Origin of the sequence: Sphingopyxis sp. UBA6723 (assembly GCF_002454115.1) — a bacterium.
Lineage (GTDB): Bacteria > Pseudomonadota > Alphaproteobacteria > Sphingomonadales > Sphingomonadaceae > Sphingopyxis.
The window spans coordinates 38,680-54,114 of record NZ_DKIH01000005.1; the positions used below are offsets into that span (position 1 = coordinate 38,680).

The 15,435-nt window shown below is 61.3% G+C and carries 13 protein-coding genes; 6 read left to right on the forward strand and 7 right to left on the reverse strand.

Annotation, left to right across the window (positions count from 1 at the left end):
• The first annotated feature begins 55 nt into the window (after window positions 1-55).
• Window positions 56-1,693, forward strand: coding sequence for an amidohydrolase family protein (locus B4F07_RS02865; RefSeq protein WP_293699968.1), 1,638 nt, complete (start codon window positions 56-58; stop codon window positions 1,691-1,693).
• Between the two features lie 108 nt (window positions 1,694-1,801).
• On the forward strand, window positions 1,802-3,208 hold the full coding sequence (locus tag B4F07_RS02870) for an amino acid permease (protein WP_293699967.1): 1,407 nt from the start codon (window positions 1,802-1,804) through the stop codon (window positions 3,206-3,208).
• A 63-nt stretch (window positions 3,209-3,271) separates the two neighbouring features.
• On the opposite strand, the gene B4F07_RS02875 is transcribed toward B4F07_RS02870, so the two are convergent.
• On the reverse strand, window positions 3,272-3,727 hold the full coding sequence (locus tag B4F07_RS02875) for an Lrp/AsnC ligand binding domain-containing protein (protein ID WP_293699966.1): 456 nt from the start codon (window positions 3,725-3,727) through the stop codon (window positions 3,272-3,274).
• A 167-nt stretch (window positions 3,728-3,894) separates the two neighbouring features.
• On the opposite strand from B4F07_RS02875, the gene putA reads away from it, so the two are divergent.
• Together putA and B4F07_RS02885 are read left to right on the forward strand one after the other, a co-directional pair.
• Window positions 3,895-6,927 (forward strand): bifunctional proline dehydrogenase/L-glutamate gamma-semialdehyde dehydrogenase PutA, encoded by a 3,033-nt coding sequence (putA, locus tag B4F07_RS02880; protein WP_293699965.1) that lies wholly within the window; start codon window positions 3,895-3,897, stop codon window positions 6,925-6,927.
• Window positions 6,928-6,967: 40 nt separating this feature from the next.
• Window positions 6,968-7,258: a hypothetical protein gene (locus B4F07_RS02885; protein ID WP_293699964.1), complete on the forward strand. Its 291-nt coding sequence runs from the start codon at window positions 6,968-6,970 to the stop codon at window positions 7,256-7,258.
• A 588-nt stretch (window positions 7,259-7,846) separates the two neighbouring features.
• Here the strand turns inward: B4F07_RS02885 and B4F07_RS02890 are convergent.
• Window positions 7,847-8,698, reverse strand: coding sequence for a hypothetical protein (locus tag B4F07_RS02890; RefSeq protein WP_293699963.1), 852 nt, complete (start codon window positions 8,696-8,698; stop codon window positions 7,847-7,849).
• An 89-nt stretch (window positions 8,699-8,787) separates the two neighbouring features.
• Window positions 8,788-10,056 (reverse strand): S8 family serine peptidase, encoded by a 1,269-nt coding sequence (locus B4F07_RS02895; RefSeq protein ID WP_293699961.1) that lies wholly within the window; start codon window positions 10,054-10,056, stop codon window positions 8,788-8,790.
• A 127-nt stretch (window positions 10,057-10,183) separates the two neighbouring features.
• Between B4F07_RS02895 and B4F07_RS02900 the strand changes: the two genes are divergently transcribed.
• The gene (locus tag B4F07_RS02900) at window positions 10,184-10,672 is read left to right on the forward strand and encodes an RNA polymerase sigma factor (protein WP_293699958.1); all 489 of its coding nucleotides are present in this window, start codon (window positions 10,184-10,186) and stop codon (window positions 10,670-10,672) included.
• A complete protein-coding gene (locus tag B4F07_RS02905) occupies window positions 10,669-11,364 on the forward strand; it encodes an anti-sigma factor family protein (protein ID WP_293699955.1) in 696 nt (231 codons plus the stop codon). Before B4F07_RS02900 ends, B4F07_RS02905 begins: the two co-directional genes overlap by 4 nt.
• A 277-nt stretch (window positions 11,365-11,641) precedes the next feature.
• Here the strand turns inward: B4F07_RS02905 and B4F07_RS02910 are convergent, their stop codons facing one another.
• From B4F07_RS02910 to B4F07_RS02925, 4 genes are all read right to left on the reverse strand, one after another.
• Window positions 11,642-12,001: a hypothetical protein gene (locus B4F07_RS02910; RefSeq protein WP_293699953.1), complete on the reverse strand. Its 360-nt coding sequence runs from the start codon at window positions 11,999-12,001 to the stop codon at window positions 11,642-11,644.
• A gap of 121 nt (window positions 12,002-12,122) precedes the next feature.
• Window positions 12,123-13,490 carry a PLP-dependent aminotransferase family protein gene (locus B4F07_RS02915; protein ID WP_293699950.1) on the reverse strand — a complete coding sequence of 456 codons (1,368 nt, stop codon included), beginning with the start codon at window positions 13,488-13,490 and terminating at the stop codon, window positions 12,123-12,125.
• A complete protein-coding gene (locus tag B4F07_RS02920) occupies window positions 13,487-13,915 on the reverse strand; it encodes a DUF983 domain-containing protein (RefSeq protein WP_293699948.1) in 429 nt (142 codons plus the stop codon). The genes B4F07_RS02915 and B4F07_RS02920 overlap by 4 nt, the downstream gene beginning before the upstream one ends.
• Window positions 13,916-14,209: 294 nt before the next feature.
• A complete protein-coding gene (locus B4F07_RS02925) occupies window positions 14,210-15,388 on the reverse strand; it encodes an acyl-CoA dehydrogenase (protein WP_293700003.1) in 1,179 nt (392 codons plus the stop codon).
• Window positions 15,389-15,435: the final 47 nt, after the last annotated feature.

Below are 15,435 nucleotides of genomic sequence, written 5' to 3' on the forward strand. Positions count from 1 at the left end.
TTCGGGAGGCCCAGCACATTTTTCGAAATGATAACGAACTGGGAAGCCGGGACCTATGAAGTTGAGAGCCACCACCATCGCGCTTGCCGCCATCCTTTTTGCGGCGCCGACTACAGCACATCAAGCAGGCGACAAAAACAAACCAGCACCGGTCGCAGAGGTTTTCCCAATCAGTGCAGGCGCACCTGCACGCAAGGCTGGCGAAGGAATCGGGCCGTTCCGAAAAATGGTCATCCGCAACGCGACGATCATTGACGGCACCGGAGGGCCGCCGCGTGGCCGTTATGATATCGTTATCGAGGGCAATCGCATCGCTGCGATCAAGCAGGCAGGCTGGCCTGGGCTTCCTTCGCCCGCCGATCGCACCCCCACCGACGCCGATTACGAAATCGACGCGACGGGCTTGTATGTCCTGCCGGGCTTTACCGACATGCACGTCCATTTGCCCGGAGCCGACAAGGCACCCGACGCCAGTTATGCTTACAAATTGTGGCTTGCGCATGGGGTGACGACTGTACGCGGCGTTCCGCTGGCCGCGCCGTCGGTGTCCAGCAACGAAAAGAATCGTTCGGCGCGTAATGAAATCGCCGCACCGCGTATTTTCAACTATCAAACATTGGGCGCGGGCTGGTCGGGCGGCGTGGTCGACACGCCGCTCAAAGCGCGTGAATGGGTGCGCTGGGCGGCAAAGAACAACATCGACGGCATCAAATTCTTCAATCGCGAAAATGAGACTCCTGACGTCTTTACCGCGGCAGTGGACGAAGCCAAGAAATTGGGCTTGGGCACCACCGCGCATCTCAGCCAGATCGGAGTTGCCAATTTTAATGGGCGGCAAGCCGGCGATGCCGGTTTGAATACGATCACCCATTATTATGGACATATGGAATCTCTGCTCAAAGACCGGGCAATCCAGGATTTTCCATCCCATTACGATTATAACAACGAGCAAAATCGGTTTGGCGAGGTCGCAGAAATCTGGAACCAGGTTTATGGTCCTGATTCCGCACAATGGACCGATTATCTGGAGGCGCAAAAGGCGAACCACGTCACTTTTGACCCGACGTTCAACATCTATGCGGCGTCGCGCGATCTGATGCGCGCCCGTAACGCGGATTGGCAGGCGAGTTATACGACGCCGCAGCTTTGGAACTATTTTCAGTCGACCCGAGACAACCACGGGTCCTATTTTTATGACTGGACGACCGAGAACGAGTTTGCATGGAAGAAGTTCTACTCGCTCTACATGCGCTTGATGAATGATTACAAAAACATGGGCGGCCGCGTCGTCGTCGGAACGGACTCGGGTTTCATCTACAAAGTCTATGGCTTTGCCTATGTCGAAGAACTGGAATTGCTCCGCGAATCCGGCTTCTCGCCGCTTGAGGTTATTCGCGCTGCGACGATGATGGGCGCCAAGACTCTGTACGAACCGCGGGGTGAAACGCCGCCGATTGGTGCAGTGCGCGCCGGCATGTTAGCCGATTTGGTGATCGTTCCCGAAAACCCGTTGCAGAACCTCAAGACGCTTTATGGCACCGGCTTCATGCGGCTGAATTCGGATACCAATAAGCAAGAAAAGGTGGGCGGCGTGAAATTCACCGTCAAGGACGGCATCGTCTACGACGCGAAGCAATTGCTGGCCGACGTCGCTGCAATGGTCGAGGCCGAAAAGACCAGACTCGGCCAATAACTTCCATTCCGCCCGGGCCGCTCTGGTCCTCTGTGCACGACCGTGCAGGGGACCAGCGCGTCCCGGAACATTAACCCGGTCGCATCGGCGGCGGGGCAGGGGATCTCTATGTCTTTTCTCACGCGACGAAAATCAATCGATACGCTTGGCGCGATGGACGAAGGGCAGCGTTTGCACCGAACGCTCAGCTGGCCGCATCTTATCGCGCTGGGTGTCGGAGCGATTGTTGGCACCGGAATCTATACCCTGATCGGTGTGGGGGCGGAACGCGCGGGGCCAGCGGTCATTATCGCTTTCATCGTTGCGGGCCTCGTCTGCGTTTGCGCCGCGCTCGCTTATGCCGAACTCGCCACGCTGATGCCGGTGTCGGGCAGTGCCTATACATACAGTTATGCCGTACTCGGCGAGGGCACAGCTTGGGTCATCGGGTGGAGCCTGGTACTCGAATATTCAGTGGTATGCGCGGCAGTGGCGGTTGGATGGTCGGGATATGCCGTGGGCTTTCTCCAAGCTGCGGGGTTCGATATGCCGCGTGCGCTGGCGGCGGGTCCCCATGCTGGCGGGATCGTCAATCTGCCGGCGATCGCGATTGTCGCGGCCGTGACGGGTATGTTGCTCGTCGGAACGCGCGAAAGCGCCACTCTTAACATCATCCTCGTGGTGCTGAAACTGGGCGCACTCGCCGCCTTTGTCGTGCTTGCGCTCCCAGCCTTCGAAACCGGGAATTTTGAACCTTTTATGCCGTATGGCTTTGCGTCGCATGAGGTGGACGGGCAGTCGCGCGGGGTTATGGCGGCTGCGGCTATCATCTTCTTTGCCTTCTATGGCTTTGACGCCGTGTCGACCGCGGCTGAGGAAACAAAAAATCCCGCCCGCGATCTCAAGATTGGGATCGTTGGTTCGATGGTCGTTTGCACTCTCGTGTATATGGGCGTCGCCGCGGCAGCAGTCGGGGCATTGCCTTTTACGGAGTTTTCGCAGTCGGGCGAGCCACTCGCCCATGTACTGCGCTCGGTCGGTCATCCAGGGGTCGCGACCTTCATCGGCGCGGTGGCCGTCGTGGCGTTGCCGACGGTGATTCTGGCGTTCATGTTCGGACAGAGCCGCATCTTCTTTGTCATGGCGCGCGACCGCATGTTGCCTGCAGGACTGGGCCGGGTGAATGCAAAGGGAACCCCGGTTGCCGTGACAATCGGCACCGCCATCGTCGTGTCAGCCATCGCAGGCTTTTTCCCGCTGGCTGAAATCGCCGAACTGGCGAATGCAGGAACACTGGCTGCCTTTGTCGCGGTCGGCCTTTGCCTGATCGTGCTGAGGGTTCGTCGACCCGACCTGCCGCGACAGTTTCGCGCGCCGATGCCCTGGGTGGTCGGAACTGTCGCGATCCTGGGCTGTATTTATTTGTTCGTCAGCCTTCCGGAATCGACACAGTGGCGCTTCCTGATCTGGAACATGATCGGCGTAGCTGTCTATCTGGCCTATGGTGCGCGCAAAAGCCGTCTGGCGGGGCAATAGTCAATGGCCGTGTTTGCGCCGCCCATGCGTGGACCCTGTCGCGGGTACGCATTGGCACCCCCCTTAAAGATGCAGATTCGTCGTATTCTTGACCTCGTCGAGCACGGCGTAGGTACGGGTCTCGCGGACACCGGGCATATGGACCAGCGTGTCGACCAGAAAAGATCGGTAGGCGGCCATGTCGCGGACCCGCACTTTGATAAGATAGTCGAATCCGCCCCCGACCATATGGCATTCCAGAATTTCCGGCATCACGGTCACAGCGTCGGCAAATTCGCGAAACACGTCGCCCGTCGTGCGGTCCATCAGCACTTCGATAAAGATCAGCAATGCGCGATCGAGCTTGGTCGGATCGAGCAGTGCGTGAAATCCCAGAATATATCCTTGTTCGCGCAGGCGTTTCAGCCGGTCAAAACATGCCGACGGCGACAGGCCGCAGCGGGTCGCCAGTTCCTGATTGGTGATCCGCCCTTCCAGCTGAATAATCTTGAGAATGCGGTGATCAGCGTCACTTAGCATCGACTATCCTCCGGTTTCTTCGCGATGTCGCGGGCGATCATTTCACAGATTTCGATGAAGTCCAGTGAAAAGCACGAAAAATCCCATATTTCTCGAACTATACACGAACTGAGATGAAATTGTTCCAGTACCAAAATGATCAGACCAAAAGGTCACTGCTGCATCGCATGAAGGAAGAAGAGGTGCTCGCGGCGCTTTTGCCGCTGGCGCACCGGACTGACGCGGAGAATGAGGCTATCACGGCCCGTCTTCTGGCACTGTTGCCCCAGCTTCACGCCGCTCGTGGCGGATTGGTCGAAGAATTTATGCAGGAGTATCCGCTCGGAAGCGACGAAGGCGGCGCGCTGTTATCGCTCGCCGAAGCCTTCTTGCGCATCCCCGATCAGCGAACAGCGAGCCAGTTGATTGTCGACAAATTCGCCATCGGTGACTGGGGCGTTCATAAGGGGCGCTCGCGCTTGGCGCTGGTGAACGGCGCGACGCGTGGACTGATGCTGGCCAAGGCACTGAAAGCGCCAGGGGGCGGCGCGCTCCGCACGTTCGTCGGGCGACTGGCGGACCCCGTCGTGCGACGCGCAGTCGCTGCTGGCATGCAGATGATGGGCAGCCAGTTCGTGCTCGGGCGTAGCGTTGCGGAGGCGATGCGCCGAGCGGCGCGCGGCGGCTATATCTGTTCGTTTGATATGCTGGGTGAATCCGCGCGAACTGCCGCCGACGCTGATCGCTATTTCCGAGCCTATCAAGGCGCGATCGCTGCGGTTACAGGTGTTGATAGCGACGCGCCGCACCTCGACCGCCATTCGGTTTCGATCAAATTGTCGGCGCTCCACCCCCGCTATGAACCGGCGAAGCGCGGCCGGGTCATGGCAGAACTGACAGCAACGGTGCTGGCGCTCGCCGAGCAAGCGAAAGCAGGCGGGATCGGCCTCACCATCGACGCTGAAGAGGCCGACCGGCTCGAACTGTCGCTTGAAGTTATTGCGGCCATCGCTGATGCGCCGAGTCTGGCCGGGTGGGATGGCTTGGGTATGGCCATTCAGGCCTATCAGAAACGCGCACCTGCCGTTGTCCAATGGGCCGACGCACTGGGTGCGCGCACTGCACGTAAAATCGCAGTGCGCCTCGTCAAAGGCGCCTACTGGGACAGCGAAATCAAACATGCGCAAGAAGAGGGGCTATCTGATTTTCCCGTTTTCACACGCAAAGAGGCTACCGACGTTTGCTATCTGGTCTGCGCTCGCCAGATGCTTTCGTCGGCAAATATCGCCCCCGCTTTTGCGACACATAACGCGGTGACGCTCGCAACGCTGCTCGAATGGGTGGGCGATCGTCGTGACGTAGAATTCCAGCGCCTGCACGGGATGGGCGAACCGCTCTATCGCGAAGCGCTGCGTGGAAGTGAACTTGATGTTCGTGTCTATGCGCCCGTCGGCGGATATCGCGATCTTTTGCCATATCTCGTCCGGCGCTTGCTGGAGAACGGCGCCAACACCAGCTTCGTCCATCAGTTTGGCGATGAAAATCGAGATGATCGTGAATTGATGGCCGATCCTGTCACGCTCGTTTCTCGGACAGGCGGCGCACCGCACCCCTATATTCTCCTGCCACGGCAACTTTTTGGCGCTGAGCGCCAAAATTCGGAGGGCTTCGACTTGAATGACCGAGCGTTGATCGACTTTGCGGAAAATACGGTGCGATCGGTGGCGGCCGATATGTCGCGTGCTGCGCCGCTTATCGGCGGTGTCGATAGAGAAGGCACGGCGGCGGCCGTCTGCGATCCATCGACCGGTGCCGTGGTTGGTCATGTCGTCGAGGCGAGCGCTCAGGATGTCGATGCGGCCCTGTCACGCGCGGTTGCTGCCGCTCCCGCTTGGGCCAGGCTGTCCGTCGATGATCGTGCTGCGTGCTTAACGCGGATGGCCGATCTGATGGAGGCTCGGCGCGAGACACTCTATGCGCTGATCGTTCGCGAGGCGGGCAAATCGATCGCCGACGCGATTGGCGAGGTTCGCGAAGCCGTCGATTTTTGCCGCTATTATGCCAATGAGGCGCGGCGTCATTTGGTGGTTGATATCCTGCCCGGTCCGACGGGAGAGCGCAACGAAATGACGCTTGCGGCTCGCGGTGTCTTCGCCTGCATCAGCCCGTGGAATTTTCCGCTAGCCATCTTCATCGGACAAGTTGCCGCGGCGCTGGTCACGGGCAATGCCGTGGTCGCCAAGCCCGCACCGCAAACGCCGCTGACTGCCTATGCCGCCGCCCGCATGCTCCACGAAGCGGGCATCCCCGTCGATGTGTTTCACCTTCTTCCCGGAGGCCCCGATGTGGGTCGGGCGCTGGTCGGTGACGCGCGCGTGGGGGGGGTCGCCTTCACGGGATCGACTAAGGCTGCCCGGCAAATCGCGCGCAGCTTGCTCGACGATGAAATGCGCCCGCTTGTGCCGCTGATCGCCGAAACCGGCGGACTCAACACGATGATCGTAGATTCCACGGCTTTGCCCGAACAGGTGGTCGCTGACGTCATCACTTCTGCTTTTCAAAGCGCGGGCCAGCGATGTTCGGCATTGCGCCTGTTATGCCTCCAAGATGACATCGCCGACGCGGTTATAAACTTGCTCGTAGGTGCGATGAATGAGCTGAAGATCGGCGACCCGGGTGCGGTTTCTACAGATGTCGGTCCAGTGATCGATGCCGACGCCAAGCAACGCATTGCCGCGCACATCGACGCACACAAGGACCGTCTTGTCGTCAAGCTTACCGTGCCATCCGACCTCAGCGGCCACTACGTTGGTCCCGCAATCATTCAGATCGATCAGCCAGAGCATTTGCAGGCCGAGATTTTCGGGCCTGTCCTGCATGTCGTGCGATGGAAGGCGGGCGAACTTGACGCACTGGTCGAGCGGATCGGGCGCAGTGGCTATGGCCTTACCATGGGACTGCACAGCCGCCTCGACACCGCGCTCAAAACGGTACGCGCGGGCGCGCGGGTGGGTAATCTTTATATAAATCGATCAATGATCGGTGCGGTCGTGGGCGTCCAGCCGTTCGGCGGTGAAGGGTTGTCAGGGACGGGATTCAAAGCCGGTGGCCCTCACTATCTGCTACGGTTTGTCACCGAGAGATCGGTATCGATCGACACAACGTCCGCAGGTGGCAACGCAAGCCTTTTCGCGCTCGAGATCGACGCGGCGGAGCGTTGAATATGCCCTTCCAACATCCATCAATCGAGGAGTCTCGCAGGTGAAGCAGGTAACGCAGCGCATGTGTATCGTAAACCCGGCGCTAGTTCCCGACATTGCTCCTCTCGTCGGCGGGCAGTCAGATATCATGACCAACATTGGTATCAGCTGGAACACTTGGACCAAAATCACCGGCGGGCAGCCGGTGCGCTATTCGCTCGCCGAACGATTGAAGGCGCGTATCATCGCCAACGCCGATGAGTTGGAGACGCTTGGCAGGAAATTCCCGGCGACGTGCGGTGGAGTAGATCATGAAGCCTTAGGCAATGCTCTGTTGATCAGCAATTCATGATTTGATCCGAGCTGCAAGTAGTGCATGATCTAACACCGTCCGCATCGACAAACGCCTGGCGGCGGATAGTATAAACATTTTGCCGTGACCCTAAGGCGAGGTTTCCGCCTTCCAAGGCACTTATGCTACTGATTTCAAGAACGACTCTCCGCGGACCGTAGCTTCCACAGACGGGAATAAACTTGGATTTCCACCGGCATTGGGCGCCTATCCCCCCAACAACATCAGCCTCAACGAGATACTCCGTTTCACACAATTTGCTCTCTGGAGTAATAGCAGGAGCTACTGCACCAACGCTACGATGCCAAAAATATTTCATCAAAATCCTGACCTAATGACGGTTCTTCAGTCACCCTGTTCGCCAGCGTTCATATTTGAGATCGTGAGCGATGAGGCTAGGGCCGCACGCGACATTTTGGCGCTTGATCAAAAATAGCGAACGTCGGCTATCTTGGATTCACACCCGAATGCGGCTGGTCAGAAACCGGCCAGATGAAGTTATCCGCGAACGAAAATGGGGCGGGCCACGTGGCGGCCCGCCCAGTTAACGATCGGCATCAATTGGGGTCGCCGCCGATCGCCCCTTGGTCAATTACTCGCTGCTTGCTGCTGCTCGGCAGTCTTCTTGAGCTGGCCCTTCGTCATCCCGCTCACCAGCACGTCGCCCGAACCGGCAAAGCTGGCGGCGGGCAGCGTCGCAGTGCGGTTACCGACCTCGACGGTCACGGCTTCGACCACACCGCGCCCGGTTTGACGCAGCTCCTGCACATAACCTATCACTTTGCCGCGTGGGTCGGTGACGGGCATGCCGGGCGCGACGGCAAACATGCCGTTGCCACCGGCCGCGCCGCTGCCCGCTGCGGCGAGCTGGCCAAGGCTACCCTGGAAGCTGCCCGCGGCCGAGCCGGCGCCACTGGCACTGCCTGAGACGTTTGACAGCGCTCCGCCGGCCCGGTCGCGGACAGTCCCGACCGCACCGCGCGCGGTGCCGGTTGCGGTCGAAGCGGTGTCCCGGGCGGTGCCGACAACGCCGCGCGCAGTCTGGCCCACAAAATCGGTGCCGACCGCTTGCGCGTCGAGGCTGCCACCGCCCGACGCGCTGCCCGATCCGGCAGCGCTGCCGCCGATCGTGCTGCCGAGCAGGTCGGCGTTGCCATTGGCCGAGCCGTTACCGTTCGCGTCGGCGTTGCCCTTGCCCTGGACGCGGCCCGAGCGGCGATCGACGCGGGCGTCGCCGCGGCCCGATCCGGTGATGTCACCCGCGGTACCGAGCGTGCCGCCGATCCGGTCGGTCGGGTTGCCGAGCGTGCTACTCAGGGTTCCGCCGAGGTCGCCGCCAAGCCCGCCGCTGCCGCCAAGCAGCTGCGCTGAGGCCGGCGCCGATAACGCCATGGCCGATGCGACGATCGCGAGCGCCGAGGTCAAAAGTCCATTTGCCATTGTGTTTCTCCTTCGTCGTGCGGCCCGGGGGGGCCTGCCTTGAAGAACGATGGCACGTTCGAATTTCTTCCGAAAAAATATCGGGCGGGTCAGCGGCCGCCGCAATCGCCGCAAATCAGGCCGTGGCCATAGATCTCGTCGCGGCCCCGCTTGCCAAGGTCGTGCGCCTCCATGACAAGCGCGGCGACGGCAGGACCGATGCGATCAACGGCCGGTGCGGGGTAGCGAAGTGCGAGCCGACCCGCGACCAGCGGCGCCGCAAAGGAGGTGCCGCGCAGCCTGTCGGCCGAGGCCGGGCCGGTGGCCGCCAGCACCGCATCGCCGGGCGCGGCAAAATCGATATGGCGTGCGCGCCCCGCCTCCGGAAGCGCGCGATTCCGCGCATCGACCCCGGTCACCGCGAAAACGCCTTGGTAGGAGGCGGGATAAGCGGGCGGCGCGGCCGGGCCGTCGTTGCCGACCGCCGCGACAATGAGCATGCCGCGCTGCTGCGCCCGCGAAACCGCCAGCGCCAGCAGCTTGTTGTCGGGCCCGACGAGGCTGATCGTCGTCACCGCAACGCCGTTTTGCGCGAGCCAGCCGAGTGCGCGCGCGATGGCGCTCGCATTGCCGCCCGCAGGATCAGTGCCATAGACGTCGGCCGCGAGCAGCCGCTGCCCGGGCGCCGAACCGCGCACCGTTCCGTTCCCGACGAGCAGCGAGGCGACCGCTGTACCGTGCCGGCTTGCGGCGGGCGCTCCGGCGGCGAAGCCGTGCTGCGCGACGCGCCCCGCCAGAGATGGATGCGCGGCAACGCCGCCGTCGATCAGCCCAAGCGACGCTTTGCCGGGTGGGGAAGCCGCCGCGAGCGTGGCGGTGGGGAGCAGCCCGCCGGAACCGCTCGCGAAATAAAGGTGATCGGCATCGACGTCGGCATCGGGGAGCAGTTTGGCAAGCTGTTTTTGCGCGCGGGCAAGGCTGCGGCCATCCGGAACCGTGAAGCGGACGATGTCGAGGCCGAGGCCCTCGATCCGTTCGCGGTCCAGCAGGCGGAAGCCTTTTTCCGCCGCGCGCGCGATCATCGCATCGTCGACGCCGGTCGCGACTAATATACCGCGCACCGCGGGCTCGCCGTTGCGGTCGGGCTCCATCCGGTCGCGCTGGTCGCGCAGCAGGTTCGTGATCCGGTCGAGCCGTATGTCCGCGAGCGTATCGCCGACGCGCGCCAGCGGCTCTGTCCTGAGATTTGGCAAGGGCGGAAGCATCCGCGTGGTATCGGGAAGCGGAACGGAAGGCAGCGCTACCTGCGCCACGCCGCGCGGCACCGATCCCGGCATCAGCAGGGCGAAGATCAGCATCAGGGCGGTCCAATGTCGCATCGCTTCTCCTTGCGCAGACGGGGGCCAACCGATGCCGACACCCCTTCCGGCCTGAAAAATTTAGCATGGCAGGGAAGAAACGATAGGGTGGTGTCGTTTATTCCTCGAACCTGACGAAAAGGCGAATATGCGCTTCGAAGAGGAACTGGTCGAATTATTGCCGCGCCTGCGCCGGTTCGCGCGCGGGCTAGCGCGCGATGCAAGCGACGCCGATGATTTGTGCCAGGCCGCGATCGAGCGCGCGCTGAAATCGCGCGACCAATGGCAACAAGGAACGAGACTGGACAGCTGGATGTACCGTATCACCCGCAATCTCTGGATCGACGAGCGCCGCGCCGCGGGCCGGCGCGGCGTTCATGCCCCGATCGACGACGCGGTCACGCAAGTCGCGGGTGACGGCGCGGCCGAGGTCGAGGCCGGGGCGCTGCGCGGCGATGTCGACGCCGCGATGGCACGGCTTCCCGACGAGCAGCGCGAGGTCGTCATGCTTGTGCTGGTCGAAGGTTATGCCTATCGCGAAGCCGCCGACATTTTGGAGCTGCCGATCGGCACTGTCACCTCGCGCCTCGCGCGGGGCAGAGAGACGTTGATGCACTATCTGGGAGAGGCGGCATGAGTTTTGATCCTGACACGATCGCGGCATTCGTCGATGGCGAACTGGACGATCTGACCGCGCGCCGTATCGAACGGGAGGCCGAGAGCGATGCCGCACTTGCCGCTGAAATCGCGCGCTACCGGGCGTTGACCGCGAAGCTGTCCGCGCATTTTGCTCCGGTCGTCGACGAGGCAGTGCCCGAGCGGCTGCGTGCGCTACTGGTCGAAGGCGGTATCGATATCAGCATGGCTGATCGCCGCAATGCGAAACATAGGCTTTTTGCGCCCGTTCATTGGGGTGCGATCGCCGCATCGCTGGTGTTCGGACTGACGATCGGCCTCAGGCCGTGGGTACCTGCGGCGGATATCGCTTCTGTGAATGGCACCTTGGTTGCCTCGGGCGCGCTCGCCGACGCACTCGACACCCAACTTGCATCGGACCAGTTGGCGAATGCCGAAATCCGCATCGGGCTGAGCTTCCGCGATAGACAAGGACGTGTATGCCGCAGCTTCGAGGCCCGCGACGTGTCCGGCATCGGCTGCCGCGATAGCGGCCGTTGGGCGCTTGAGCGCGCGATCGGCGGGCGGGCAAACCCGGAATACCGCCAGGCATCCTCTGGAGAACTCTTGGCAGCTGCCGCTGTTATGATGGCGGGGGATCCCTTCGACTTTGCAGCCGAGCGCGCCGCTCGCGACAAGGGCTGGAGAAATTGATCCGGTTCTGCAGGTCGACGTCGGCATTGCGGCTCTTGCGATTTCAAACCGGACGGACTGGAATTGGCCAGTAGCCGCTCTCCACCCAATTCTAAACTCAAGCGTTGAAACCCCGAGTGCCGCCGGGCGCGTGACGCCTGACGTCCATTAAGGGCGCTGACGGCGAAGCAAGCGTCAGTAGCCTTATCGCTTCGACCGTGGTCCGCACCCTGGCCTGCTGCCGGTTTGATGGACACCGAAAGCTGTCAGTCAGCAAACGGCCAGAAGTTTAAGTACTCTAGCATTCCTCTCCGACTATTCGGCGTCCGTGTCGCTTAATGGGAGGAGCAGTCATTGATGCGGGGTTCATCATCTGCCACATCGCGATAGCCATACGCACTTCTCGGAAATCATCGCCTTCTCCGCCAGCTGCCATGTCGGCTTCACGGACGTAGCCCTGCGCTCGAAGATATTGAGCGGCGGCCGCGCGGGCCGCTTCCAGAACAGTTTGATCATCCAAAAGTCGACCTTTCCAGTTCGAGCCGAATTGCACGGCGATGTTTGTAGTTTCAAAAAGCCGAAAATGCGCTTCAAACCTTATTTTTCGATCAAAACCCGAAATCGACAAAAGGCGGTGACCCGTTTCGGCCCTCCACATTATGACATCGGGTTCGCGGGTAACGGGATGGGAACGGGCTCACGCACACTCGATCGGCTGATCATTTTCCCCCTGAGAAGCGGCCGGGCGGCATCTGGCGAATTTCGGTGCGGCACCGGGATCAGATTACCAGCGACGCCGGTCCGGCAGTGGACAGATACATGGAGAGCATGGTCAGCCCGCGCCGCACGCCCGATACATCGACCGCGCCGCCAAGCGATACGCGCAACGCATGCACTACGCTTGTTCCGCCGGGCAAAAAGCGGTCCGCCGGTATGGCGGCCATGCCCGCGCCAGCGAGCGCGCTGCTGATCTGGGCCGCGTTACCGTCGGCGCCGAGAGTTACCCAAAGATGATAGCCGCTGGGATGGGCGGCATAGCTTGCTGGCGGCAGAATTTCCGCCGCGATCGCTTGGCGCCGTATGGCTTCGGCGCGCGTTTCGGCGATCAGCCGGTCATAGCGGCCATCTTCGACCCAGCAGGTCAAAATCGCCGCGTTAAGCGGCGGGGGCATCACATTGCTGTCATGTATCTGGCCAGCCAGAGCCATCGCCTGACGCAGCGAAGGCGCTCGGACATGGGCGACACGCAGCGCGGGCGAAATAATCTTGGAACTGGTTGCGACATACCAGGCGAGTTCCGGGACAAAGCTGGACAGAGGCGCCAGCGGATGCGCGTCAAGCATGCCATAAGCATCGTCTTCGATGATCTGGATGCCGTGCTTGCGCACCACCTCGGCGAGCGCCGCGCGCTCGCTTTTACGCAGTGTCGTCGTCGTCGGATTGTCGTTCGTCGGTACGAGATAGAGCGCAGCAATCTTCCTGGTCCGGCAAAGGGCTTCCAGTTCCGCCGCATCGACGCGGGCCATGGGTGCGAGCTTCAGCCCAGCCTTTCGAGCGAGTGCAAGGAACCCCGGATAGACATAAGGTCCGCAGGCGACGGCGTCGCCGGACTCCAGCGCCGCGCTGATGATGGCGTGCAGGGCATTTTGCGAACCCGCGGTCACGACCACCTCGTCTGGGTGGCTCGCCAAGCTCATTCGTTCAAAGATCCGTGCTCCTGCGATCCGGTCGGTCTCGCATCCGCCCGCGGGAGCGTAGTGGAGCCGACCGCCCGCTCCGGGGGAGCTTAGCAGGGTACTGGTCGTGCGTTCCCACGCAATGAGCAGCGACCCGCTCTCGAGTTCGGGCGGCATGTTCATGCCCGTATCACGCGGAGGTGGCCCAGCGGCAATCATGCCCTGCGGCAGAACAAAGCTTCCGGCACGTCCACGCGCTATGATCAGGCCTCGACTTCGCGCCTGATCATAAGCTTTGGTGACGGTAGTAAGATCGAGGCCGAGACGGGCGGCGAGATTGCGCTGCGGGGGGAGGCGGTCACCGCCGCGCAGTTCGCCCGCTTCGATCGCTGAGGACAATGCCTCGGCGATCGCCAGATATTTGGGTCCGCCAGCCCCATCTAGATCAGGGAGCCAATCCTGCTTGATCACGCCTGGTCGTCCTCCTTCGCGCGCGCATTGAGTTTGGCCCATAGCGCGCCGGTGCCCGCTTCCTGCGCCTTGTTCACATATTGCGATGCGACCAACCACCCCTTGATGGGATGCAGCGCAAGCACGCAAGGGATAATCATCAGCGGCACCGAGACAAGCGCGTGCATCCACCAAGGCGGGCTGAAAGCCACCTCGAACCACACCACCAGAAAGATGAGCGGAAAAGCGATGAAGCATAACGAAAAAAATGCCGGCCCGTCGTCGGGCGTCGCAAAATCATAGTCTAAGCCGCAGCTGGAACAGCGATGCTCGACTTTTAGCCAGCGCTTGAACATCTTGCCCTGTCCGCAGTGCGGGCAGAGGCCATGAAGCCCGGATCTGTAGATCCAAACCCATTTTTCGCGGGTCTCAAGGTCGTGTGCCATATAGAACCCCTGCATATGACCATACAATATGCCATACATAAGACGCGCTCGCCAAATGTCTAGTCGCTGGCGTTTGACGTCTCGAGTGAGCATGACTGGTGGGCGTCGAAACGCTTGGCTGGCCAAACAATTGGCGGTCCGGGGTCAGTGGCCTTAATTCTGGGTGTTACGGATTCCCAATTCGACCCCCGGCTGGCTGACGGTTAGGAGTGCAAAAGTTTGCAACACTTCAATGGTGGCTTTGTCGCGACGTCGTCGGAAGGCTGCCAGTCCGCTACCGGCCAAAAACACAATCTAAAATGCCGATATTCCAGTGATTGCACGCCCGAGAATGAGCGCGTGAACGTCATGCGTTCCCTCGTAAGTATTAACAGTCTCAAGGTTCATCAGATGGCGCATCACATGATATTCTCCGGCGATGCCGTTGCCGCCGTGCATGTCACGCGCCGCCCGCGCGATATCGAGGGCATGTCCGACATTGGCCCGCTTGATCATCGAAATCTGCTCGGGCACCATGCGGTCCGCGTCGATGTTCCGGCCGACGCGCAGGCAGGCTTCTAGATTGAAGGCGATCTGTGTCGCCATGTCGGCGAGCTTCTTCTGGAACAGCTGCGTCGCGGCGAGTGGCCGGCCGAACTGCTCGCGTTCGAGGCCATATTGGCGCGCGGCGGCATAGCAGGCTTCGGCTGCGCCGACCGCGCCCCAGGCAATTCCGAACCGGGCACGGTTGAGGCAGCCGAACGGCCCTGCGAGGCCGGTCACGCCAGAAAGCAGCGCATCGTCGCTCACCTCCACGCCGTCGAGATGGATACTGCCGGTAATCGAAGTCCGAAGGCTGAGCTTCCCGTCGATCTTCGTCGCCGACAGGCCCTTGGCGCCGCGATCGAGGACGAAGCCACGAATGACATTCGTCTCGCTACACTTTGCCCAGACAATGAAGACATCGGCTATCGGCGCATTGCTGATCCATGTCTTGCTGCCATTGAGGATGTAACCGCCATCGACCCGATCGGCCCGAGATCGCATCTGCGACGGGTTCGATCCCGCATCGGGTTCGTTGAGGCCGAAACAGCCGATCCATTCACCGGCCGCAAGTTTCGGGAGATAGCGCCGCTTCTGTGCTTCCGTGCCGTAGGCAAGGATCGGGTGCATCACCAGGCTCGACTGAACCGAAAACATCGAGCGGTAGCCGGAATCGATCCGCTCGATCTCGCGCGCGATCAGCCCATATCCGACATAGGAAGCTCCCGCTCCGCCATATTCGACCGGCACGGTGGGGCCCAGTAAGCCAAGTGACCCGAGTTCGCGAAAGACTTCGACGTCGGTCGTTTCGTTGACGAAGGCATCAACCACCCGAGGCAGCAACCGATCATGGGCATAGTCCTGCGCCACTTCGCGCATCATGCGCTCTTCGCTTGAAAGCTGGGCATCAAAACCGAACGGATCGGCCCAGTCGAAGGCTGTTGTCGTCATTTGTACGAGATCATCCACTTGGCTGCGGGGGAGCTTCACCGCTCCCC